Here is a 22,062-nt window from a genome sequence, read left to right on the forward strand (position 1 = left end):
TGCCAGCCCGGGGCCTGCCGTCGGTGCTGGACGGCACCGGCACCGGCCCCCTCCCCGCCACAGGCGACGCGTGCGACCATGCAGGGCCCAGTCCCTAGCGGTGCCTGCCTCGCCAGGTGCCCGCCCAGCCATACATGAGCACTCCCCAGCCGCCGCACCTGCCGACCTCCGATGCATCCACCCCGCTGACACCTGCGGCAACCGGCGGCGGGCCACTGGGTGAAACCAAGATGCGCGAAATCGCGGTCCGGATCTCGCAGTACTTCCGCGATTTCCTTGAATCGGATCTCAAGCGCGCGCAGGCGCCCCGGCGGCGCATCGTGCTGACCAGCGACTCCGGCTTCCGCGCGGGCATGCGCACCGCGCCCTACCCGGCGTTGGACAAGGAGCTGTGGAAGCTGCTCAGCCGCCCCTCCGGCGAGGAACTTTCGTTCACCATCGGCCCGCGCAGCTACACGCGGCCGATCAGCGCGACGCTGCGTCGGATTGTCGAAGAGCAGGTGAACGCCATCAGCGAGACCGCCATCGCCACGGTGCGTGTGGCCGTGTTGGATAAGGCGCGCGCCAGCATGGCCGGTGCCCTGGAAGACCCGGAAGCCTGGGTGGAATCGGTGCAGGGCAGCCTGGTGGATGCGATGTGCGTGCAGGTGGTGCGGCCGCTGATCGCGCATCTGGCCGGCCCGCTGCAGGGCCAGGCGTACTGGGTGATGGATTCGCTGCACGCGGCTGAATCGGACCTGGTCACGCGCTCGGTTGTCGATCTGTACCAGACACTGCCGGAAGTGCTGGCACGCCTGCTCGCCACCGGCGACGAGCTGCCGCTGCAGCAGGCCTGCGAGCACCAGTTGACCCGCGACGGCACGATCAGTGCGCTGATGGCCTTCTTCGAGAACTTCGTGGCAGCCGATGCCTTCCATGAGTTCCGCGACCTGGAAACCTATGTCGCCACCGGCGATGGCCTGCAGCTGTATCTCTACGTGGGCACGCTGAAGTACGCAGGCGTGCAGTACCCGGTGTTCTATCTGCCGCTGGATGTGGTGCGGGCCAAGGATGGGTCTGGCTATACCCTGACCCTCAGCAACCGCCTGTTCGCCAACCGCCGCGCGATCGACTTCGTGCTGCAGGAGCTGGCCGTGGGCATGGCACGCGAGTGGGTGTCGCCGATCCAGGAGCGCATCCAGTACCTCGACCCGGCACAAAGCCTGTTCGAAGTGGCGGCATCGCTGTTCCGGCAGGTGGCCAACGCGGTGGATCTGGGCGGCGACGTCTCGCTTTCCTCGTCCGCCAGCGAGGCGTCCACCGCCACCGTCGCGCTGTCGCCTGCCCTGCACCTGGCTGCGTTCGAGCGCGCCGACGAGGCGCTGCTGAATGATTTCGAGGAGATCATCGACCAGGCCCGCAATGGCGGATCGAAGCTGGTGGACCTGTTCCACGGCATGGTGGAAGGCGTGCTGATGCGCAACCCCGAGCCGATCGGGGAACGGGTGGAATCGGCTTGGGATGCGCTGCCGCTGGTCGAACGCATGGTGTTCGATTCGCCCATCCCGTTGAACGAGGAACAGCGCAAGATTCTGCTGGCCGTGCGCGAGCCGCAGGGGCGGATCGTGGTGGTCGAAGGGCCGCCCGGTACCGGCAAATCGCACACCATCGCCGCCATCGCCGCGGACTGTGCGTTCAACAAGAAGAGCTGCCTGGTGCTGTCGGACAAGACCGAAGCGCTGGATGTGGTGTACGACAAGCTGTCCGATGCGATGAGCCGGGTTCGCCATGATCGTGATTTCCCCAACCCGATCCTGCGGCTGGGCCAGCAGGCGGCCAACTTCAAGCGCCTGACCTCCACCGGCACGATCAGCCAAATATCGGCCTTCGCCAAGGCCATGAAGGCCAACCAGCCCGCCCTTGAGAGCGAGCGCCAGGACACCGCGCAGACCCTGAGGCAAGCCATCTCCAGCACCGTGCAGACACTGGGGCGTGTCTCGCTTGCCGCCGTGAAAACCATGCACGAGCAGGAAGCGACGCTGGGCGAACGCGCACCTGCGGTATTGCAGCAGGTGCATGCCGTGATGGATGCCAACGTGCTGGCCGAGTTGGAAACGGTGAGCGCACAGGCGGACGTGCTTGAGGCCTATCTTGCCGACCTGTTCGGCAGCACCGACTACACCCCGACCTCGTTGGATGAACGCATCCGCCGCGATGCGGTGACAACCGCCTTCCTTGCCGACCGGCCGGTTGACGGTTGGGAGCTGTTCGAGTCGTTGGATGCCGAACAGGTACGGCTGCTGGGCACGCTGCTGCTGCAGTACCAGCAGCTGAAGATGCCGGTGCTGGGCTATCTGCTGCGCGGCAACGCGGTGCGCGGGCTGGAACTGCAGCTCAACCAGCTGGGTACCACCCGCCCGCTGCTGCTCAAGCACGATGCAGTGGCACTGCAGGCCATCGTGCAGGGCGCAAACGCACTGCGCATGAAGCTGGAGGCCGAAGGCCTGGGCGCGCAGCTGCCGGCCAGCTACCGGCAGATCGCCCACGGCGCCGCGCCTGGGCCGGGTGCGGCGGTTGCACGGCAGGCAATGACCCTGCTGGCGCGACTCAATCCGGCCATCGTCGAGACCCTGCTGGCCGAGCCGAAGGACGACCCCGCACTGTGGGCGCTGACCCTGCGCTTCCTGCAGGGCTGGATGGCCACACGCAAGGCCTTCGTCGATGCGCCGCAGTACGACTATGTGGGTACCAAGACCAAGCTGGAACGCCTGAACACCTCGGTGATGAATGCCCATGTGGATGGACGCCTGATCAGCTTCATGGATCATCACCGCGCCGACGCGCGGGCATTGGCAGGCGTGATCGCCAACCGGCAGAAATTCCCGGTGGACAAGTTCGAGAGCGTGCGCGAGTCGTTCCCGGTGATGATCGCCAGCATCCGCGAGTTCGGCGAGTACATGCCGCTGGCACCGGACCTGTTCGACGTGCTGGTGATCGATGAAGGCTCGCAGGTGTCAGTGGCGCAGGCGCTGCCGGCACTGCTGCGCGCGCGCAAGGTGGTGGTGCTGGGCGACTCCAAGCAGTTCTCCAACGTGAAGGCGGCCAACGCCAGCATCGCGCTGAACGACAAGTACCGCTCGGATCTGGTGAACTACTTCCGCGCCAACGTCAGCCAGCAGGCCGACGTGCTGGAGCGGCTGGCCATGTTCGATGTGAAGCGCTCGGTGCTGGAATTCTGCTCGCTCTCGGCCTCGTACTCGGTGATGCTGCGCAAGCATTTCCGCAGCTATGCGGAACTGATCGGGTTCTCGTCCTCCACCTTCTACAACCACCAGCTGCAGGCGCTGAAGATCCGCAGCCGGCCGCTGCAGGAAGTGATCCGCTTCAGCCAGGTCGATGCCAGCAGGCACCGCACCAGCCGCAGCACCAACGACGCCGAAGCGGCCTTCATCGCCGAGCGCCTGGTCGAGCTGCTGGCTACCGACGCGCCGCCTACGGTGGGCATCATCACGCCATTCCGCGAGCAGCAGACGCTGTTGTCGAAGACGCTGTTCAACCATCCGCGCGGCCGCGAGTTCGAAGAGCGGCTGCGGCTGAAGGTGATGACGGTGGACTCCTGCCAGGGTGAGGAACGCGGGCTGATCTTCTATTCGATGGTGGCGACCGCCGGCCAGGATGCACTGAACTACATCTTCCCGGTCAGCCTGACCGGCGCGGTGGATGCGGTGGAGGACAAGCTGAAGGTGCAGCGCCTGAATGTCGGCTTCTCCCGCGCGCAGGAGGCAATCTGGTTCGTCCATTCGATGCCGGTGGATGCATTCCGCGGCGCGATCGGCCATGCGCTGCGTTACTACGCCAGCCAGCTGGACCGCCCCGCGCCCGACGCCGCGCAGACCGATGCACGCAGCCCGATGGAATCGAAGGTGCTGCAGTGGCTGCAGCAGACGCCGTTCGTGCTCGCGCATGGCGATGCGGTCGAGATCATTCCGCAGTTCCCGGTGGGCGACTACCTGCGCCAGCTCGACCCGACCTACCAGCACCCGGCATGGCGCGTCGACTTCCTGGTGACCGTGCAGACCGTGCGCGGCGCGCTGCAGATCGTGATCGAGTACGACGGATTCGAGTTCCATTTCCGCCGTGACAAGCCGGTGCACGTCGGCAACCACGAGCGTTATCTGGTCGAGGCCGACGTCGAGCGCCAGCTCACGCTGGAAAGCTACGGCTATCGCTTCCTGCGCATCAACCGGTTCAACCTCGGCAGCGATCCGGTGCAGACGCTGTCCGACCGGCTCTATCGCCTGATTGAGGTGGCCGGCACGGAAATCCGCTCGGCAGCGGTCGATCAGGTGATCGAGCAGGTGCAGGGGCTGGAGTCGAAGGAAAAGAAGATATGCAGCCGCTGCGGGCAGATCCGCAGCCAGGAGGAGTTCTTCGACCCTGACCTGCGCGCCGGTGCCGGCGGCAGCGGCCGCATCTGCATGCCCTGCAAGACGGGCTAGGCGGGCCGGGTCAGCTGCAGGTTGCCGGGGGACAGACGGCGCACCGCCACGGCGGCCAGTCGTCGGCTGGCCAGCGCGTACAGCTCCTCCAGCTCGGCAGCACGGCCGGCGGTCATGTTGCTGCCGAACAGCACCCGCGACAGCGCAACCGCGTGGGTGTCGTCGGGATAGCGCGCGCGGGCCCGGTACACGGTCTGCAGCACCAGCCAGGCCAGGCGGAAGCCGCCCCCGGGCAGGGGGCGGACCACGCGGTCGTAGACCTGCCAGAACTGGTACTCGACCTCCAGGTCGACCGTCGGTGCCGCGAACGGAACCGGACGCGGGCGTCCGTGTGCGCGCCTGCGGACCGGAGGGAAACGGGGGTTCTGTTGTGCCATGCCTACAGGATGACCCACCAACATTGTGGGAACCTTGCGTTGGTGCCACAAAATCAGTGCTGATCGTGCAAACAGCGGATGGGGTGATGGCATCCGCCGAGGAGCCGCGAAGTGCATCCACGCATGGCGTGGATCTACGGGCAGAGGATCAGAACGACATCGAGGTGCTGAACATCACCTGCCGTGGTGCGCTGCGCTGCAGGGTCTGGTAATCCCCCGAGAAGGACGAACCGGCAATGGTGGCGGTGCCGATGTTGTTGCGGTTGAACAGGTTGCTGACGTCCAGCCGCAGCTCCAGCCCCGGCACCGGGCTGTGCGGCCCCAGCGTGTAGGCCGTGTACGCGTTGACCTGCCAGAACGTCGGCACGCGGATGTCGTTTTCATAGGTGAAGGGCTGGCGCAGGTACGAGGTGCTGGTGGCACCGAAACGCCAGCCGCCGAAGTGCGCGGACAGGTCGCTGACCAGCGACAGCTGCGGATAGCCCGGCTGTGCATTGCCCTTGATCGGGTACACGGTATCGCCCACCACGAAATCACTGTCGTAGTACGAGCGGGCCAGTGCGATGCCCTGGTAGAACTGCAGATGCTCGGTGAGGTCGGCGGTGATGCCGAGATCGGCGCCGATCACGTGCATCTTCGGCATCAGCCGCACCGTGTTGATCTGTGCGAACTGGGTACCGATCGCCGCCGACAGCAGGCGGTTGCGGATGTCGTTGTAGAACACGTCCGCAGTGACCGTCAGCCGGTCGAAACGGTGGCTGGCCCCCACCGTCAGGTTCCAGTTCTTCTCCGGCCGCAGGGTGCCGGCCACGCGGTCGAACTCCTGCTGGTCGGTGATGGTCCATGCCGAGGCGGTGTAGCCGATGTTGCCGCGCTGGGCCACGCGATACCCGTTCATGGTGTTGGCGAGGTCGATGAAGGCATCGGTGCGGTCGGTCGGGCTCCAGTACAGCGATACATGCGGCAGGAAGCTGCTCTTCGCACGCAGCGTGCCGTACACCGGGCGCTCCGGTGCATCGCCGATGCCACCGCCGGTGGTGCTGAAGTCCACGGCCTTGAAGCCCATCCCCAGCACCAGCGTGTCGGTGACGGCGTAGTTGTCGTGCAGGTAGAACTGCCGTGAACGGGTTACCCAGCTGGATGCGTTGTCGGTCTGGAACGCCGGGCCGTACACATCGAACGGACCGGTGGCTTTCAGTGGCTTGCCTTCGCCGAGCAGCGGCTGCTGGTACCACTCGGTCTTGGCCGCCGCCTTGCTCTTCTCCTGCCAGAAGCCGGTGGTGATGGTGTGCGCACCGGCCTCGAACTGCAGGTTGAACATGCCGCCCAGGCGATTGAGGTGCGGCGTCTGCACCTGTTCGGAGAAGGGTGCGCCGTTGGGTGACGGCACGGTCGGGTCGGTCAGGGTGGCCTGGGTGTGGCTGTTGGCGTTGTACAGCTGCACGTTGCCGCTCAGCGCGGGCGTGATCTGGAAACGGTGGTTGATCGACGCGACGCGGTCGCGGGTCACCTGGCCGGTGTCGTAGGGAATCAGCTCGGACAGCTCACCGCAGGTGTAGGCACCGCAGGATTTGTCGGCGTTCCCGGGCGAGGCCACGTAGTACGCCCACGCATAGTCCGGATAGAAGCTGTCGGCCTTCCAGCCCAGCTTGCGGATCATGTCGAAGGAGATGTTGTTGTAGCCCCACACCGCGGCCTTGCTGTCGGACAGGAATACGGTGAAGTCACCCCACGCCACATCCTGCTGGGCCTTGAGGTCGCCGCGCAGGAACTTCTGCGTGCCCGCGCCCTGGTACTTGTCGGCCGACACACGCTGCAGGTCGACCAGCAGCTTCGGGCCGCTTTCGCCCAGCTGGCCGCTCTGGCCGGATACCGTGGTGACCAGGGTGTTGTTGCTGCCCACGCCCTGCTTGATGCGCAGGCTCGGTGTGTCCTGCAGGTCGCGCAGGCGGTACTCCAGGCTGCCACCGTTGACGCTGCTGGATAACACACTGACCGGCGCACCACCCGGGCTGACCGTGATCGAACCGATGCCATCGGGCACGCCGACATTGACCACGCTGGTGCCGGTAAGCGAGAGGAAGCCGTTGTCGTTCAGCGGCACGCCTTCGAAGGTGATGCCCATTTCATTCATGCGGAAGCCACGCACGAACAGGCTGGTGGCGGAGATGTCCAGACCGAGGCCGTCGGTGGCGGTATAGCTGGCGCCCGGCACGTTCTTCAGCATCGACAGGCCGTTGTTGCCCGACACCATCGCGTCCAGGTCGGTGGCGTTGATGACGTAGCGGTTCGGGCCGACCACCTGGGTAGGGGCGACAGCGGCACCGCGCGGCGTGGCGATGACCTGCAGCGCGTTCAAGGTGGTGGGGGTGTCGTGGGCGGCATCGGTGGACTCGGCGGCGTGCAGTGGTGCAACGAGGGCGGTACCGATCGCGAGGGCAAGAAGCGTAGGTGGAGTGTTCATGGCCAGATCCAGGGTGCAGGGGAAAAGTGGCGCAGGCGCACGCCCAGCGCGATGCAGCGCCGGTGTACGGCGCGCTGGCTGGCGGCGATTGCGATGAAAGGCGTGGCAGTGCAGTGACTGCCTGGGCAATCCGGACGCCGACGGCGTGGCGTGGGCGGATCCGGATCAGCAGATGGAAACGATCATCTGCGAAGGTGTACGTTCCTCAACGGTGGCGTGCTTTGGCGTGATTTCGACGTGCGAAATTCTTGCATCCACGGACCGCTTTCGCCATCACGCCTTGGTACAGCGGCAATGGCGATGCGGATCAAGCGGCTATACGCAGGTATAGACCTGAGTCTGGCTAGCGAGTGGCCTCGGACTGCTTCCACTCATCGATCTGAGCAACAACAGCAGCATGCAGCTGGGTGGCATCAAGCTCATGCGCAAGACGGTCCGCGTCATCATCGCAATACATGTCAGCAGCGCAGAAGACGCCAGACAGGCAAGTAGCAAGCCCTGCGTCATCCTGCTGCAGCAACCCGAGATCCCGCTCGATCTTCCACAGCTCGATGTATGACTCCGCGAAAATCTGCGCCGTTATCCGCTCGCTGGCGAAGGACTGAGCGAACGACATCAACGTCCGGCTCATGGTGCGAGCCGGGTCATTGCAGCACGAACCGTTCGATCGCCCGCGCCACGCCTTCGTCGGCGTTGCTATGGGTCTCGAAGCGCGCCACCGCCTTCACCGCATCGATGGCATTGCCCATCGCCACGCTGGTACCGGCGTACTGCAGCATGGTCAGGTCGTTCTCCTGGTCGCCGATGGCCATCACGTTGGCGCGATCGATGCCCAGGTGCTCGGCCAGCTTCTGCAGGCTCGGCCCCTTGCCGGCGCGGCGGTCGAACACTTCCAGGAAGAACGGCGCGCTCTTCAGCACCGCGAAACGCTCGGTCAGCGCAGCCGGCAGGCGTGCGATGGCAGCATCCAGCACCTCTGGTTCGTCGATCATCATCAGCTTGATGAAGGACATGCCCGGGTCCATGTCGACCACGCGGCGGTACGACAGTGGCATTCGCGAAAGATGCGAGTCAGCCACGGTGTAGATGCTGATGTCCTGGTTGGGCGTGTACATGCGCTGCGCATCCAGTGCCTGGAAGTGCACGCCGATCTCGCGGGCAACCTGTTCGCAGTACACGAAGTCGTCAAAGCTGAGCGGATACTCGGCCACCGTCTCGCGCGGGCCGATGCGCTGCACCAGGCCACCGTTGCAGGCGATGCAGTAATCATCGTCGCCGTCGATGCCAAGTTCCTGCAGGAACGGCGCCAGCCCCGGCACCGGGCGACCACTGGTCAGCACGATGTGCACGCCCAGCGCGCGCGCCCGGGCGATGGCCTGCTTCACCCGCGGGGTGAGCGTGTGGGACGGATCCAGCAGGGTGCCATCCATATCGATGGCGACCAGTTCGATGGTCGATTGCCTGCGACCCATGTCCATCATCTTCAACCAGTGCGGGGGACGCCCATTTTAGGCCAGGCCGCCGGGCGCTGCCGGCCTCATGCCCGGTTCACCTCCGCGCCGCGCAGGCCGGGGATACTCATGGGGCCTGTGCGTCCCCCACCGCAGGACGGCCCTATCGACCGCCCTTCCCTGGACACTTCTTCGACGCATGACCTACCAAGCGCCCGACGCCAACGACACTGCCCCGCTTGCCCAGCAGATTGAAGACCTGATTGACGGCCTGCCCGGCGACCACATCCGCGTTGGCACCCTGCTGCACGCGCTGGGCGACGAAGGCCTGATGCTGGTGGTGATCCTGCTGTCGGCGATCTTCCTGATTCCGGTGTCGATTCCCGGGCTGAGCACGGTGTTCGGTGCGTCCATCCTGCTGATCGGCCTGAGCCGCGTGCGCAACCGCCCGCTGTGGGTGCCGCAGCGATTGGCCGACAAGCAGGTCGCCACCGACAAGCTGAAGGCCAACCTGGGCCGTGCCCTGAAATGGGTGCACCGGATGGAGCGGCTGTCACGGCCGATGCGGCTGGCAGCGATGGTGCGCTCGAAGAAGATGATGCGGCTGAACAATCTGGCGCTGGTGTTCGCCACGATCCTGCTGATGCTGCCGGCCGGGCCGATTCCCTTCAGCAACACGCTGCCGGCGCTGGCGCTGATGTCATTTGCGATCGGCTTCATCCAGCGCGATGGCGCCGCGGTGGCTGCCGGCTACGGCTTCGTGGTGGCGTCGGTGGTGTACTTCGGCGTGCTGCTCGGCGGTGTCGGGTTTGCGGCCGAATCGGTGTTCAGTGGGTTCCGCAGCGGGTCATCGGCACTGTAGAGCCGAGCCCATGCTCGGCTGCTGTTCCATCTGTGCGTGGAAACCCCGCGCTGCGCATGTCAGCCGAGCATGGGCTCGGCTCTACAGTAAGCCTGCGAAGTGCGGACGGTCGGCTACTTCGCCGACACCCGCCACACCACGTCGCCCACATCGTCGGCGACCAGCAACGCGCCTTCGGCATCGATGGCCATGCCGACCGGCGCGCCCATCAGGGTCTTCTCATCCTTGGACGCGAACCCGCTCACCACCGCTTCCGGGCGGCCGGCCGGCTTGCCATCCTTGAAGGGCACGTACACCACTTCGTAGCCGCTCAGCGGCGAGCGGTCCCAGCTGCCATGCTCGCCGATGAAGGCGCCGCCGTGGTACTTCGCCGGCAGCGCCTGCCCGGTGTAGAACAGCAGGCCCAGCGGTGCCACGTGCGAGCCGATGGCGAAGTCCGGGCGGATTGCCTTGGCCACCAGGTCCGGCCGCTGCGGCTGCACGCGCTCGTCCACGTGCTGGCCGTAGTAGCTGTAGGGCCAGCCGTAGAAGCCGTGCTCCTGCACCGAGGTGAGGTAGTCCGGCACCAGGTCGGCACCGATCTCGTCGCGCTCGTTCACCACCGCCCACAGCTTGCCTGTGCTCGGCTCCCAGTCCAGGCCGGTGGGGTTGCGCAGGCCCGAGGCGTAGATGCGGCTGCCACTGGTGGCAACGTCCACTTCCAGCACCACCGCACGGCGGTACTCGACCGCCAGGCCGTTCTCGGTGATGTTGCTGTTGGAGCCCACGCCCACATACAGCTTGCTGCCATCGCGGCTGGCCAGCAGTTCCTTGGTCCAGTGGTGGTTGATGGTGCTGGGCAGGTCGGTGAATTCGCTGCCCTTGTCGGACATGCGGGTTTCGCCCGGCACGTAGTGGTACTTCATGATGTTGCCGGTGTTGGCCACGTACAGCGTGTCGCCGATCAGCTGGATGCCGAACGGCGAGTGCAGGTTTTCGATGTACACGTGCTGGGTCCAGGTGCCGGTGCCCGGCGTGCGCCGCAGCAGGGTGACCCGGTTGCCGCCCTTGCCGGCCTTGCCCGAGCGCGCCTTCACCTTGCCGGCGATCCACTGCTTGGGCGTGGTGACCGGTTCTTCACCGGGGCCATTGCCCTCCACTACCAGCACGTCGCCGTTGGGCAGCGACAGCAGCCGGCGCGGATGCTGCAGGTTGGCGGCGATGCGTTCGATCTTCAGGCCATCGGCCACCGACGGTGCCTGGCCCTCGGCCCAACCCACGCCCTTGGGCACCTGCATCGGCGGCATCAGGTAGTTCTGCGGCGCGGGCAGCGGAGGCTGCGCACCAGACTGATCGGCCGGGTGGTATTCGGCCTTGCCGGCACACGCAGCCAGCGCCAACGACAACGAGAGCACGCCCACGGCGGGCAGGATGCGCTTAGCCATGACGGGCTCCTTGCAGCACCGGCTGCTGCAGCGAAAGCAGGATGAAGCCGAGCGCGATCAGTGCCACGGTCAGCGCGGAAAGGATGGTGCCCGGTACGGCCACCGCATAGGCGTCGCGGCTGTGCACGAAGGCATTCCAGATGGCCAGCACGATGGCGACCAGATTGAGCAGGAAATCGAGGCGGTCGGTGCCGGTTGCTGTGCCGTTGCGGCGCCACACCGCGAACAGGTTGATCAGGCGCGGCAGGATGGCGATCAGCAGGCCGAAGGTGATCAGCCACGCCGCCGACTTGCCCCACATCACTTCAGCGGTGTTGAGGTAGAGGATGTCGAAGATGAGACCGGCCACGAAGAAGCCGAACGGTATTGGGTTCAGCAGGCTGAAGAGCGTGGTGCCGAGGCCGCGATGGGCCTGGGCGACGGGGTTGACCATGGTCGTGCTCCGGGACGGGAAGGGTGCACGGGCTGTAGTAGCACAGGGAGGCGGGAGGCCATGCGATGATGCCGAGCCGGGCTGTGCCAACCAAGGTTGGCACCCACCAGAGCAGGTAGATCCACGCCATGCGTGGATGGGCGGTACCTGCCAACCCATCAAGGTTGGCACAGCGATCAGACGCTGGGCAGGCTGCGGCTACGCGGCTTCGTCTTCACGTATCTCGTGGAACGGCAGCATGGTCTCGAATCCGAACTCGTGTTCCATGCTGATGCGGACCAGGCCGCCAATCGCATACCAGCTGGTGTTGGCGTGTATATCGATGCCACGCCAGCCGCCCTCGGTCCGCAGATCCAGCGTCTGCGCCCGTGGCATCTTTGCTCTCTCCTCCCGCAGCAGCGCGCGGCGGTGCCGCTTCATCAGCAGGCGCAGCTGCTTCACTGTGGTGATGTTGAACGCGGTGAGCTCCGGCAGCAGCTCGGCGATGTCGGCGTCGGTCCAGTAATCGTGGCGCCGGTGATACATCGACAGCACCACCTTGCGGATGGTGGCCACGGTGAGCGGGGCCAGATCGGCACGGGCGCGGGCGTTGGGGCGTTTCATCCGGTGTCCTCCGGGGGCTGCAGGCATGGTGGCATGGCGGGGGTTCCTGGTGCGGATGTGTGGTGCCAACCAAGGTTGGCACCTACCGAAACTCAGGCCAGAGCGGCGCAGTCGTCATTACCGGGCGGCATAAGTGTTTGTGACGTATTTGGCACATCAGCACATTGCCTGCGTGAAGAGGTAGGGGGTTGTTCGTTGTGTCGCGTTTGGCTCGTTGCGATGGGGCAGATCCGCCCCGCCGTCCTGCCATGCCGATTCACAACAGAAGGATTCGTGTATGAAGCGACACACGCAACGCTCCGCGCCACCGCGCTCTGCGCGCCTGGCCCTGGCCACTGCCCTGGTACTGGGCAGCCTGGCTCTTACCGCCCAGGCACAACAGGCCGATCCGCTGGCGGGTATCCAGTGGCATCTGCTCAACACCGGGCAGACGGTGCCGGCCGATACGCTGCCGGTGGCCGGCAACGATCTCAACGTCGATGGCCTGTTCCGCAATGGCATCCGTGGCCAGGGCGTGGTGATCGGCATTGTCGATGACGGCCTGCAGATCGCCCACCCGGACCTGGCCGCGAACGTGGCGGCGGTGGCGGGCAAGAACTTCGCCAACGGCTCCAACAACCCCACGCCGTCCAATCCCGATGCCGACAACCACGGCACGATGGTCGGCGGCATCGCCGGTGCCGTGGGTGCCAACAACCTGGGCGTGCGCGGTGTAGCTCCGGCGGCGACGCTGAAGGGCTTCAACGTGCTGGCCTCCAATGCGCAGGGCAACCAGCAGAGCAACATCGAATACGCCTGGTGGGATGGCGCCGAATCGGCCGATGTGCAGGTGTTCAACAACAGCTGGGGCGCGGGCCCGGGCAACCCCAACCTGCCCGTGGCCTACAGCCAGAACACGGTGAGTTCGTACGAGCAGGCACTGTCGGGCACCCGCGGTGGCCGCGGCGGCATCTACGTGAAGTCGGCCGGTAACAACTTCAACAACGCATCGATCAGCCAGACCCAGGACGTCTGCACCACCGACACCAAGAACCGCAATACGGGCTGTGTGCCCGCGGGTCGCGATCCGCGCAACAACCTGTTCAACGTGATCACCGTGGGTGCGGTGCGTGCCGACGGCGTGCGTTCGTCGTACTCGTCCACCGGTTCGGCACTGTGGGTGTCGGCCTTCGGTGGCGAATACGGCCTGCAGGCGCAGTACGCACCGAACCTGGTGGCGCGCGCGTACGATCCGGCCATCGTCACCACCGACGTGACCGGCTGCACGCAGGGCAGCAACAAGAACACCAACCGCCAGAACACGCTGGACAGCAACCTGTCGGCCATCGACAGCACCTGCAACTACACGGCGAAGATGAACGGTACGTCGGCGTCGGCGCCGATGGTGTCGGGCGTGGCGGCGCTGGTGCTGGAAGCCAACCCGAACCTGTCCTACCGCGATGTGAAGTACATCCTGGCCACCACCGCTACCCGCAACCACCCGAACCAGCCAGCAGTGACGCTGGCCGACGGGCGCACGCTGGTGCCGGGCTGGACGGTGAACGCCGCCAACCGCGCCTACAGCAACTGGTATGGCTTCGGTGTGGTGAACGCGGCGCGCGCGGTGCAGGTCGCCGAGACCTTCCAGTCGCTGGGCCCGCTGCTGGATACGGGCTGGCGCACCACCACGCGCACCGTGGCCATCGGCAACACCTCCGCCGCCGCGGCACGGTTGACCTTCCAGGTCGCCAATGGCGCACGCAACATCGAGTCGGTGCAGCTGGGCTTCCGGGTCAACCACAGCAACACCCGCCAGCTGCAGTTCGTGCTGGTTTCGCCCAGTGGCACGCGCAGCGTGGTGCAGCCGGCCTTCACCGCCATCGGTTCGGGTACGGGCGGCGTGCAGCGCAACTTCACCAACTGGGATCTGCTGTCCAGCAATGCCTTCCTGGATGAAAGTGCCACCGGCACCTGGACACTGGAAGTAACCGACATGGGGCAGGCCGCGACCGCTGCATCGCGCGGCAACCTCGAATTCTTCAAGATCCGCGTTCTGGGGCACTGATGATGAAGACGACCATTCTGTTGAGCACGCTCGCCTTCGCGGCGATGACCTCCCCTGCCTGGGCACAGAGCTCGGGGCAGACCCCACCGGCCCGGAGCCTGTCCACCGTGGATGCACAGGAACTGAAAGCCTCTGCCACCGGCCGCTCGTTCGATGTGGGCGGCGCGCGTTTCCAGCTGTCTCCTTCGACCACGGTGAAGCAGGCCGCAGGCGGTCAGTTCACGATCACCCCGCAGGCGGCGGCAACCACGACCACCAGTTCGCGCACGAAGCGTTCGCTGGATGGTGCAGCGGCAGGCGCTGCTGACGCAGGTGCCGGCAAGTTCGCGGCGGCGGTGTCCAATGACGGTGCGCCGGTGGTGGCCACCTCGCGGGTGAAGGTGTTCTTTACCGATGCCGCGTCTGCACAGCGTGCGGCAAAGGCCACTGGCGGCACCGTGGTGAAGGTGTCCAAGGCCGCGGGCCTGGCCATCGTGGAATACCCATCGGTGAACGCCGCGCTGGATGCGAGCACCAAGCTGCTGTCGACCGCGGGCGTCAAGGCGGCCGAGCCGGACGTGGTGCAGTGGGAAGAGAAGAAGTGATCTAGGGCGTTGCGTGGCGCCCCCGGCCGGTTGGCTCTCCTGGCCGGCCGGGGGATTGGCGAGCGGGTGTGCCGACCAACGGTCGGCATCCACCAGGTTCCCAATGTCGGCACCCACCAGAGCAGGCATTGCCTACCAGAGCGATGTGTTGTTCAACGTGCGGCGATGCTGGCGTTGTGCGGCAGCTTGCACGCGGCCAGTGCTTCGCTTCCTGCCGCCGGATGTTCTGGCTCCAGCAGCAATCGCTGCACGTCCGAGAACAGCTGTTCCACCGGCATGCCGTAGGGGGCGAACAGGCGCAGGCGGCCCTGTCGGTCGAACACATAGCCGCCGGCGATATGGCTCATGGTGTAGGTGTCCGGCAGCTGGCCGGGCTCTTTCTCGTAGAACGCCTTGAAGTCACTGGCCATCGCCGAGAGCTGCGCCTCATCACCCACCAGTGCAATCGCTTTTGGGTCGAATGCGTGCACATAGGTGTGCGCGACTTCAGGTGTATCGCGCGCCGGGTCCACGCTGACGAAAACCACCTGAAGCTGGTCGGCATCCTTGCCCATCAGGTGCTTGACCTGACTCAGTTCGACCATGGTGGTCGGGCACACGTCCGGGCAGCTGGTGAAGCCGAAGAACAGGTAGGTCACCTGCCCCTGCAGGTCCTTCGGTCCGCGCACGGTGCCTGCGCTGTCGGGCATGGTCCAGTGCTGGCCCAGCTCCTCGCAGGCGATGTCCTTGGAGTAGAAATCCATGCGCGACTGTGCGCTGCAGCCGGCCAGCAGGCCGAGTGCGAGGCCCGCGGCAAGCAGCGGCAGGCGGAAGGAACGAACAACGGAAGCAACACGCATCACGGGTACCACCAACACGAGGTGGGCGCGGTCTCGGTCAGGCCTGCCCTGGGGGGAGAGAGGGCTGAGGTGCCAGGGCGATCGCGCGGTCCATGCCGATCGCCCCAGCCACGGTCAGTTGATCATCATGTGGTAGTGCATGCTCCAGATGATCCAGATCGACAATGCGACCACGATGAACAGGATCACCAGGGTGAACACGAAACTGGCGAGGTTCCAGCCACCTTCGGACTTGCGGTCCATGTGCAGGAAGTACACCAGCTGCACCAGGATCTGCGCGACGGCGAAGCCGACCAGCAGGAACAGGGTGACCGGCCGCGACAGCACCGGGTTCATCACCAGCGCGAACGGCACCACCGTCAGCAGCGCGCACAGCACGAAGCCGATCAGGTAGGACTTGGTGGAACCGTGCGCATTGCCGGCGCGCGAGGTTTCGACGTGGGCCATGTCAGAAGGCTCCGATCAGGTAGACGAAGGTGAAGACGCAGATCCACACCAGGTCCAGGAAGTGCCAGAACAGGCTCAGGCAGGAGACGCGGGTGATGTTGGTCGGGGTCAGGCCACGGCGATACACCTGGTGCATCACCACCGCCATCCAGATCAGGCCGCTGGCCACGTGCAGGCCGTGGGTGGCGACCAGGGCGAAGAACGCCGACAGGTAGGCACTGGTGCTGGGGCCGGCGCCTTCGTGGATCAGGTGCGAGAACTCGTACAGCTCCATACCGATGAACGATGCACCGAGCACGAACGTCACGCCCAGCCAACGCAGCACCGCTGCCTTGTCCAGGCGGTGCATGGCCAGCACGGCCTGGCCGTAGGTGATGCTGGAGACCAGCAGGATGAAGGTCTCGGCCATCACGAACGGCAGCGAGAACAGCTCCTTGCCGGTGGGGCCGCCAGCGTAGGCGGTGCTGAGCACCGCGTACGAGGCGAACAGCGAGCCGAACAGCACCAGGTCGGACATGAGGTAGACCCACATGCCGAACACTTTCATGCCGCCCTGTTCGTGGGCGTGGTCGTGCTCATGGTGGTCGTCGTGGACCAGCACATCGCTGTCCAGTTGCGGACGGGTCAACAGGTTCATGCGCCTGCCTCCTGCAGCTTGGCGTGGTTGGCCGCTTCGGTACGCGCCACCTCCTCGGAGCTGACGTAGTAATCCACGTCCTCGTTGTAGGAGCGCGCGATCAGGGTGACGATCATCGCGATGAAGCTGGCACCGGCCATCCACCAGATGTGCCACACCAGGGCAAAGCACAGCACCAGGATCCAGACGTTGAGGATCAGCGGCACGCCGGTGTTCTTCGGCATGTGGATCGGTGCGTACTTCTTCGGCGGCGGCGGCAGGCCACGCTTCTTCGCTTCGTGGAAGGCGTCCAGCTCATCGGCCTTGGGCACCACGGCGAAGTTGTAGAACGGTGGCGGCGACGGCGTGGCCCATTCCAGCGTGCGTGCATTCCACGGGTCGCCGGTCAGGTCCAGGTTGCGCTTGCGGTCGCGCACGCTCACATAGATCTGCACCAGCATCAGGATGATGCCTGCGAACACGAACAGCGCACCGATGAAGGCGGCGATCAGGTACGGCGTCCACGCCGGGTTGTCGTACTGGTTCATGCGACGGGTCATGCCCATGAAGCCCAGCATGTACAGCGGCATGAAGGCCAGGTAGAAGCCGATCACCCAGCAGGCGAAGGACCACTTGCCCAGGCGCTCGTTGAGGGTGAAGCCGAACACCTTCGGGAACCAGTAGACGAAGCCGGCCAGGTAACCGAACAGCGCGCCGCCGATGATGGTGTTGTGGAAGTGGGCCACCAGGAACAGGCTGTTGTGCAGCAGGAAGTCCGCGCCCGGGATGGCCAGCAGCACGCCGGTCATGCCACCGATGGTGAAGGTGACCAGGAAGGCGATGGTCCACAGCATCGGCACGCTGAACTCCACGCGGCCGCCATACATGGTGAACAGCCAGGTGAAGATCTTCACGCCCGTGGGAATGGCGATGATCATCGTCATGATGCCGAAGAAGGCATTGACGCTGGCACCGGAGCCCATGGTGAAGAAGTGGTGTAGCCACACGATGAACGATAGGATGCCGATCGCCAGCGTGGCGCCGACCATCGACTTGTAGCCGAACAGCTTCTTGCGCGAGAACGTGGCGGTCACTTCAGAGAAGATGCCGAACGCCGGCAGCACCAGGATGTACACCTCCGGATGGCCCCAGGCCCACACCAGGTTCACGTACATCATCGGGTTGCCACCCAATGTGTTGGTGTAGAAGTTGAAGTCCAGGTAGCGGTCCAGGGTGAGCGCACCCAGGGCCACGGTCAGGATCGGGAAGGCGGCGATGATGATCACGCTGGTGACCAGCACGGTCCAGGTGAACACCGGCATCTTCATCAACGTCATGCCCGGCGCACGCATGCGCAGGATGGTGATGAACAGGTTGACGCCGGTCAGCAAGGTACCGATGCCGGACGCCTGCAATGCCCAGATGTAGTAATCGACACCCACGCCTGGACTGAACTCGATGCCCGACAGCGGCGGATAGGCGACCCAGCCGGTCATGGCGAACTCGCCAACACCCAGCGAGATCATCATCAGCGCCGCGCCGACCACGAAGATCCAGAAGCTGAAAGCGTTGAGGAACGGGAACGCCATGTCGCGCGCGCCGATCTGCAGCGGCACGATGATGTTCATCAGGCCGACCACGAACGGGGTGGCCACGAAGAAAATCATGATCACGCCGTGCGCGGTGAAGATCTGGTCGTAGTGTTCCGGTGGCAGGAAGCCATCGCTACCCGGCCCGGCCGCCGCCAGCTGTGCGCGCATCATCAGCGCATCGGCGAAGCCGCGCACCAGCATGACCAGCGCCACCACCACGTACATGATGCCGATCTTCTTGTGGTCCACGGTGGTGAACCAGTCGCGCCAGAGCACGCCCCACAGCTTGAAATACGTCACCGCGCCGAGCAGCGCGAGGCCACCCAGCACCATGGCCGCCAATGTGACCACGACGATCGGCTCGTGCAGCGGCACGGCCTCCCACGTCAATTTACCCAACATGTTCGTTACTCCTGGGAAGCCTGGGCACCGCCGGCCGTACCGGCCGGGGCCGCAGCGGCGGTGTTCTCACCGACGCCGATGAACTGGTCGATGACTTTCTTGAACAGCAGCGGTTCAACGCTGGAGAAGTGCTGCACCGGTGCGTTCTTCGACGGGGAGGCCAGCGCCTTGAACTGTTCGAAATCCAGCACCTGCGGCGCGCTGCGCACCTCGGCCACCCAGCGCTCGAAGTCTTCGTTGCTGCTGGCGGTGGCGATGAACTTCATGTTCGAGAAGCCATGGCCGCTGTAGTTGCCGGACATGCCGCGGAACTGGCCGGGCTCGTTGGCGATCAGGTGCAGCTGCGTGCGCATGCCGGCCATCGCATAGATCTGCCCACCCAGCTGCGGGATGAAGAAGGTATTCATCGTCGAGTTGGAGGTGATGTTGAACGCCAGCGGGCGGTTGGCCGGGAAGTTGAGCTGGTTGACCGTGGCGATGCCCAGATCCGGGTACACGAATACCCACTTCCAGTCGGTGGCGATCACGTCCACGTGCAGTGGTTCGCCAGCCACGTCCAGCGGCTTGTACGGGTCGAGCTCGTGGGTCGACTGCCACACGATGACTGCCAACACCGCGATGATGATCAACGGCACGCCCCAGACCACCACTTCCACCTTGGTGGAGTGCGACCAGTCCGGCGTGTACTTCGCCTTGGTATTACCGGCGCGGAAGCGCCAGGCGAACACGAAGGTCAGCACGATGGCTGGCACGACGACGATCAGCATCAGGCCGATGCAGATCAGGATCAGGTCGCGCTGTGCGATCCCGACCATGCCTTTCGAATCCAGCAGCACCCAGTCGCAGCCCGTCAGGGCGATGCAGGCCAGGGCGACCAGCGCCAGGCGGATGCGGTTCCAGCAGATATTCATTGGAGGTCAACCCTGTTGAAGATGCGCGCTTGACCGGCTCGCCTGCGCGCAGCGCCCGGGCGTGGAGCGGCTACACTGTGGGTACGAGGTCGCCTACAAGCAGGCGAACCACTCCAATCAAGCCCATACAAGATACAGCATTGTATGGACTTGTGCATCTGCACGTATGGAAAAATCCGACCGATGACGCCTCCTGCTGCCGGCCGCCGCCTGAAACACCCCAACCGGACCTGGGTTCGCCCCTTCCGTGAGGGCGCCGGACCGCTGTACCTGCAGATCGCCCAGCAGGTGCGCGAGGCGGTGGATGACGGTGTGCTGCGCCCCGGCGACCGCCTGCCGCCACAGCGTGACCTGGCCCAGCAGGTGGGCGTGGACCTGACCACGGTCACCCGCGCCTTCGCCGAACTGCGCCAGGCCGGGCTGCTGGATGCACAGGGGGCCGGCGGCACCTTCATCGCGATGTCCGCCGGCAACCGCAGCACCTCGGTCGACCTGAGCATGAACATCCCGCCGCTGCTGGGCAGCGCGCCGTTCGCACAGGGCATGGAGGCCGGTTTCCAGCACCTGGGCCAGCAGCTGGGCCAAGGCGAGCTGATGAGCTACCACGTCGGCGCCGGCAGCCGCGACGACCGTGCGGCGGCCGTGCAATGGCTGGCGCCGATCCTCGGCCCGGTGGGCGCCGAGCGGGTGGTGATCTGCCCCGGCGCGCAGACGGCGCTGTGCGCGCTGATCCTTGCGCGCACCCAGCCCGGCGAACTGATTGCCGCCGAACAACTGACTTATCCGGGCCTGCTGGCCGCCGCGCGGGTGCTGCAGCGGGGCGTGGTGCCGGTGGCGATGGATGCCGAGGGCATGCTGCCCGACGCACTGGAGGAGGCCTGCCAGCTGCGCCGGCCGCGCCTGCTGTACCTGGTGCCCACGATCCAGAACCCGACCACGGCGACGATGTCGGCGCAGCGCCGGCAGGCTCTGCTGGCGGTCGCGCGGCGGCACGATATGACCGTGATCGAAGACGATCCCTACTGGCTGCTGGCCGGCGATGCCGCGCCGCCGCTGGCCGCGCTCGTCGACGGTGGCTGCCCGGTCTATTACATCTCCACCCTGTCCAAGTGCCTGGCCCCCGGCCTGCGCACGGCCTACCTGGTGGTGCCGGCCGGCGAGCCGATGGAGCCGGTGCTGGACGCCCTGCGCGCCATCGCGCTGATGCCTACCCAGTCGATGGTGGCCGTGGCCTCGCACTGGATCCGTACTGGCCAGGCGCAGGCGATGGTGCAGCGCTTCCAGCAGGAACTGCGCGAGCGCCAGGCCATCGCCGCCCGCTACCTGCCGGCCCCCCGCCAGGCGCATCCGGCCGGCCTGCATGTGTGGCTGCCGTTGCCGCCGCGGCTGGACCAGTACCGCCTGATCCAGGCTGCGCAGGAACAGGGCCTGGGCATCGCCAGCTCCGACGCCTTCAGCGTGGAAGAGCCGCCGCCGGGCAACGCCATCCGCCTGTCACTGGGCGGCGCCGTAGACCAGGACGCATTGGCCGGGGCGCTGGCCAAGCTGAACGAGATCCTGTCCGAGGCGCCCGACGCACGGCATTCCGCGATCGTCTGAGTCACCCCGTGAGCCATAACCATACAAGATGATATCTTGTATGCAATGTATGGACCGAGGGACGTGCCGCCAATGGCCGCCGACAGATTGAAGTTCCACCTGGTGATGGCCGGCTGCGGCGGCTTCGTCGTGCTGATGCTGGCCGCCCTGGCCTGGGTCTGCCTGCAACCGCAGACCGTGGATGTGCAGGCCGCCGAGCGCCACGCCATCGAACAGTGCCTGCATCGCAGCGAGGACACGGCGCGCAGCGAGATCCAGCGCCGCGCCCAGGCTGACTCCTGCCGCGAGATGCGCAAGCAGTACGTACACAAGTTCGGCCAGGACGGCACCTGATGGGCGCAACCGCGCCGGGTCCACGCCGTTCGATGCTGCCCCTGATGATCGCCCTCGCCTGCCTGTTCATGGCCGGCGTGGCGGCGGCACTGTGGCAGTACTTCGGCTATGGCGAGCAGTCCACATTCGCCGAACAGGCCATCGTCTTCGATGACTCGCAGTTGCGCTTGCCGGCAGAGTTGGCCGGCGACACCGGCCGCATCCGCGTGGTGCATTTCTGGGACCCTGCCTGCGGCGTGTGCAACCGCGAAACCGGTGCGCACCTCAGTTATCTGATCAGCATGTACCGCCGCGCCGGTATCGACTTCTATGCGATCCGTCGCCCCGGCACGCAGGGTGATCTGCCCGAGCCGCTACGCAACAAGGTCATCAACCTGCCGACCATCGACGGCATCGAGAACATTCCGGCCAGCCCGGCGGTGGCGATCTGGGACCGCCAGGGCCACCTGGCCTATGCCGGCCCGTACAGCATCGGCATGGTCTGCAATTCGGCCAACAGCTTCGTCGAACCGTTGCTGGACAAACTGGTGCGCGGCGAAACCGTGCGCCCGAAAGGACTGCTTGCCGTGGGCTGCTATTGCCCGTGGCAGGCCAAGCGCTGAG

At 65.6% G+C, this 22,062-nt stretch carries 19 protein-coding genes; 7 read left to right on the forward strand and 12 right to left on the reverse strand.

Translation table 11 applies throughout. The features are described from left to right. Positions 1 to 134: 134 nt before the first annotated feature. The gene (locus HUT07_RS18920) at positions 135 to 4,478 is read left to right on the forward strand and encodes an ATP-binding protein (RefSeq protein ID WP_176022206.1); all 4,344 of its coding nucleotides are present in this window, start codon (positions 135 to 137) and stop codon (positions 4,476 to 4,478) included. Here HUT07_RS18920 and HUT07_RS18925 read toward each other — a convergent pair. From HUT07_RS18925 to yidA, 4 genes are all read right to left on the reverse strand, one after another. Further along, positions 4,475 to 4,855: a hypothetical protein gene (locus HUT07_RS18925; RefSeq protein WP_343203036.1), complete on the reverse strand. Its 381-nt coding sequence runs from the start codon at positions 4,853 to 4,855 to the stop codon at positions 4,475 to 4,477. The genes HUT07_RS18920 and HUT07_RS18925 overlap by 4 nt on opposite strands. A gap of 148 nt (positions 4,856 to 5,003) precedes the next feature. Beyond that, positions 5,004 to 7,319: a TonB-dependent receptor gene (locus HUT07_RS18930; protein ID WP_176022208.1), complete on the reverse strand. Its 2,316-nt coding sequence runs from the start codon at positions 7,317 to 7,319 to the stop codon at positions 5,004 to 5,006. A gap of 343 nt (positions 7,320 to 7,662) precedes the next feature. Continuing rightward, positions 7,663 to 7,950 (reverse strand): colicin immunity domain-containing protein, encoded by a 288-nt coding sequence (locus tag HUT07_RS18935; protein ID WP_254898898.1) that lies wholly within the window; start codon positions 7,948 to 7,950, stop codon positions 7,663 to 7,665. 13 nt (positions 7,951 to 7,963) lie between these two features. Next, the gene (gene yidA / locus HUT07_RS18940) at positions 7,964 to 8,797 is read right to left on the reverse strand and encodes a sugar-phosphatase (protein ID WP_176022209.1); all 834 of its coding nucleotides are present in this window, start codon (positions 8,795 to 8,797) and stop codon (positions 7,964 to 7,966) included. Positions 8,798 to 8,969: 172 nt separating this feature from the next. On the opposite strand from yidA, the gene HUT07_RS18945 reads away from it, so the two are divergent. After that, a complete protein-coding gene (locus HUT07_RS18945; protein WP_176022210.1) occupies positions 8,970 to 9,632 on the forward strand; it encodes an exopolysaccharide biosynthesis protein in 663 nt (220 codons plus the stop codon). A gap of 113 nt (positions 9,633 to 9,745) precedes the next feature. On the opposite strand, the gene HUT07_RS18950 is transcribed toward HUT07_RS18945, so the two are convergent. From HUT07_RS18950 to HUT07_RS18960, 3 genes are all read right to left on the reverse strand, one after another. After that, the gene (locus HUT07_RS18950) at positions 9,746 to 11,056 is read right to left on the reverse strand and encodes a sorbosone dehydrogenase family protein (protein WP_176022211.1); all 1,311 of its coding nucleotides are present in this window, start codon (positions 11,054 to 11,056) and stop codon (positions 9,746 to 9,748) included. After that, entirely contained in the window at positions 11,049 to 11,489 is a 441-nt protein-coding gene (locus HUT07_RS18955; protein ID WP_176022212.1) for a DUF2231 domain-containing protein, read from the reverse strand. The genes HUT07_RS18950 and HUT07_RS18955 overlap by 8 nt, the downstream gene beginning before the upstream one ends. A gap of 198 nt (positions 11,490 to 11,687) precedes the next feature. Next, a complete protein-coding gene (locus tag HUT07_RS18960; RefSeq protein WP_176022213.1) occupies positions 11,688 to 12,092 on the reverse strand; it encodes a hypothetical protein in 405 nt (134 codons plus the stop codon). Positions 12,093 to 12,369: 277 nt separating this feature from the next. On the opposite strand from HUT07_RS18960, the gene HUT07_RS18965 reads away from it, so the two are divergent. Further along, a complete protein-coding gene (locus HUT07_RS18965) occupies positions 12,370 to 14,136 on the forward strand; it encodes a S8 family serine peptidase (RefSeq protein ID WP_176022214.1) in 1,767 nt (588 codons plus the stop codon). Further along, positions 14,136 to 14,720 carry a DNA breaking-rejoining protein gene (locus HUT07_RS18970; RefSeq protein ID WP_176022215.1) on the forward strand — a complete coding sequence of 195 codons (585 nt, stop codon included), beginning with the start codon at positions 14,136 to 14,138 and terminating at the stop codon, positions 14,718 to 14,720. The genes HUT07_RS18965 and HUT07_RS18970 overlap by 1 nt, the downstream gene beginning before the upstream one ends. Before the next feature lie 152 nt (positions 14,721 to 14,872). On the opposite strand, the gene HUT07_RS18975 is transcribed toward HUT07_RS18970, so the two are convergent. The 5 genes from HUT07_RS18975 to cyoA all read right to left on the reverse strand — a co-directional run bounded on the left by HUT07_RS18975 (position 14,873) and on the right by cyoA (position 19,527). Further along, positions 14,873 to 15,559: an SCO family protein gene (locus tag HUT07_RS18975; RefSeq protein ID WP_176022216.1), complete on the reverse strand. Its 687-nt coding sequence runs from the start codon at positions 15,557 to 15,559 to the stop codon at positions 14,873 to 14,875. A gap of 114 nt (positions 15,560 to 15,673) precedes the next feature. Further along, positions 15,674 to 16,006 (reverse strand): cytochrome o ubiquinol oxidase subunit IV, encoded by a 333-nt coding sequence (gene cyoD / locus HUT07_RS18980; RefSeq protein ID WP_025877422.1) that lies wholly within the window; start codon positions 16,004 to 16,006, stop codon positions 15,674 to 15,676. Between the two features lies 1 nt (position 16,007). Then, positions 16,008 to 16,643, reverse strand: a complete 636-nt coding sequence (gene cyoC, locus HUT07_RS18985) for a cytochrome o ubiquinol oxidase subunit III (RefSeq protein ID WP_080278337.1) — start codon at positions 16,641 to 16,643, stop codon at positions 16,008 to 16,010. Then, entirely contained in the window at positions 16,640 to 18,616 is a 1,977-nt protein-coding gene (gene cyoB / locus HUT07_RS18990) for a cytochrome o ubiquinol oxidase subunit I (protein ID WP_100462105.1), read from the reverse strand. The genes cyoC and cyoB overlap by 4 nt, the downstream gene beginning before the upstream one ends. 5 nt (positions 18,617 to 18,621) lie before the next feature. Continuing rightward, positions 18,622 to 19,527, reverse strand: a complete 906-nt coding sequence (gene cyoA, locus HUT07_RS18995; protein WP_176022217.1) for a ubiquinol oxidase subunit II — start codon at positions 19,525 to 19,527, stop codon at positions 18,622 to 18,624. Between the two features lie 183 nt (positions 19,528 to 19,710). Between cyoA and HUT07_RS19000 the strand changes: the two genes are divergently transcribed. The 3 genes from HUT07_RS19000 to HUT07_RS19010 all read left to right on the forward strand — a co-directional run bounded on the left by HUT07_RS19000 (position 19,711) and on the right by HUT07_RS19010 (position 22,061). Next, a complete protein-coding gene (locus tag HUT07_RS19000; protein WP_176022218.1) occupies positions 19,711 to 21,126 on the forward strand; it encodes a PLP-dependent aminotransferase family protein in 1,416 nt (471 codons plus the stop codon). Between the two features lie 72 nt (positions 21,127 to 21,198). Further along, a complete protein-coding gene (locus HUT07_RS19005) occupies positions 21,199 to 21,459 on the forward strand; it encodes a hypothetical protein (protein ID WP_176022219.1) in 261 nt (86 codons plus the stop codon). Continuing rightward, complete coding sequence (locus tag HUT07_RS19010) at positions 21,459 to 22,061, forward strand: DUF6436 domain-containing protein (protein WP_176022220.1); 603 nt, start codon at positions 21,459 to 21,461, stop codon at positions 22,059 to 22,061. The genes HUT07_RS19005 and HUT07_RS19010 overlap by 1 nt, the downstream gene beginning before the upstream one ends. Position 22,062 lies beyond the last annotated feature (1 nt).

Origin of the sequence: Stenotrophomonas sp. NA06056 (genome assembly GCF_013364355.1) — a bacterium.
Classification (GTDB): domain Bacteria; phylum Pseudomonadota; class Gammaproteobacteria; order Xanthomonadales; family Xanthomonadaceae; genus Stenotrophomonas.

Bases quoted from the DNA above. Each gene is read 5' to 3' on its own strand.
- cyoD (WP_025877422.1), bottom strand. From the start codon at position 16,006: ATGGCCCACGTCGAAACCTCGCGCGCCGGCAATGCGCACGGTTCCACC.
- HUT07_RS18950 (WP_176022211.1), bottom strand. From the start codon at position 11,056: ATGGCTAAGCGCATCCTGCCCGCCGTGGGCGTGCTCTCGTTGTCGTTG.
- HUT07_RS18920 (WP_176022206.1), top strand. From the start codon at position 135: ATGAGCACTCCCCAGCCGCCGCACCTGCCGACCTCCGATGCATCCACC.
- HUT07_RS18935 (WP_254898898.1), bottom strand. From the start codon at position 7,950: ATGAGCCGGACGTTGATGTCGTTCGCTCAGTCCTTCGCCAGCGAGCGG.
- HUT07_RS19010 (WP_176022220.1), top strand. From the start codon at position 21,459: ATGGGCGCAACCGCGCCGGGTCCACGCCGTTCGATGCTGCCCCTGATG.
- HUT07_RS18945 (WP_176022210.1), top strand. From the start codon at position 8,970: ATGACCTACCAAGCGCCCGACGCCAACGACACTGCCCCGCTTGCCCAG.
- HUT07_RS19000 (WP_176022218.1), top strand. From the start codon at position 19,711: ATGACGCCTCCTGCTGCCGGCCGCCGCCTGAAACACCCCAACCGGACC.
- yidA (WP_176022209.1), bottom strand. From the start codon at position 8,797: ATGGACATGGGTCGCAGGCAATCGACCATCGAACTGGTCGCCATCGAT.
- cyoB (WP_100462105.1), bottom strand. From the start codon at position 18,616: ATGTTGGGTAAATTGACGTGGGAGGCCGTGCCGCTGCACGAGCCGATC.
- HUT07_RS18975 (WP_176022216.1), bottom strand. From the start codon at position 15,559: ATGCGTGTTGCTTCCGTTGTTCGTTCCTTCCGCCTGCCGCTGCTTGCC.
- HUT07_RS18925 (WP_343203036.1), bottom strand. From the start codon at position 4,855: ATGGCACAACAGAACCCCCGTTTCCCTCCGGTCCGCAGGCGCGCACAC.
- cyoC (WP_080278337.1), bottom strand. From the start codon at position 16,643: ATGAACCTGTTGACCCGTCCGCAACTGGACAGCGATGTGCTGGTCCAC.
- HUT07_RS18930 (WP_176022208.1), bottom strand. From the start codon at position 7,319: ATGAACACTCCACCTACGCTTCTTGCCCTCGCGATCGGTACCGCCCTC.
- cyoA (WP_176022217.1), bottom strand. From the start codon at position 19,527: ATGAATATCTGCTGGAACCGCATCCGCCTGGCGCTGGTCGCCCTGGCC.
- HUT07_RS18960 (WP_176022213.1), bottom strand. From the start codon at position 12,092: ATGAAACGCCCCAACGCCCGCGCCCGTGCCGATCTGGCCCCGCTCACC.
- HUT07_RS18965 (WP_176022214.1), top strand. From the start codon at position 12,370: ATGAAGCGACACACGCAACGCTCCGCGCCACCGCGCTCTGCGCGCCTG.
- HUT07_RS18970 (WP_176022215.1), top strand. From the start codon at position 14,136: ATGATGAAGACGACCATTCTGTTGAGCACGCTCGCCTTCGCGGCGATG.
- HUT07_RS18955 (WP_176022212.1), bottom strand. From the start codon at position 11,489: ATGGTCAACCCCGTCGCCCAGGCCCATCGCGGCCTCGGCACCACGCTC.
- HUT07_RS19005 (WP_176022219.1), top strand. From the start codon at position 21,199: ATGGCCGCCGACAGATTGAAGTTCCACCTGGTGATGGCCGGCTGCGGC.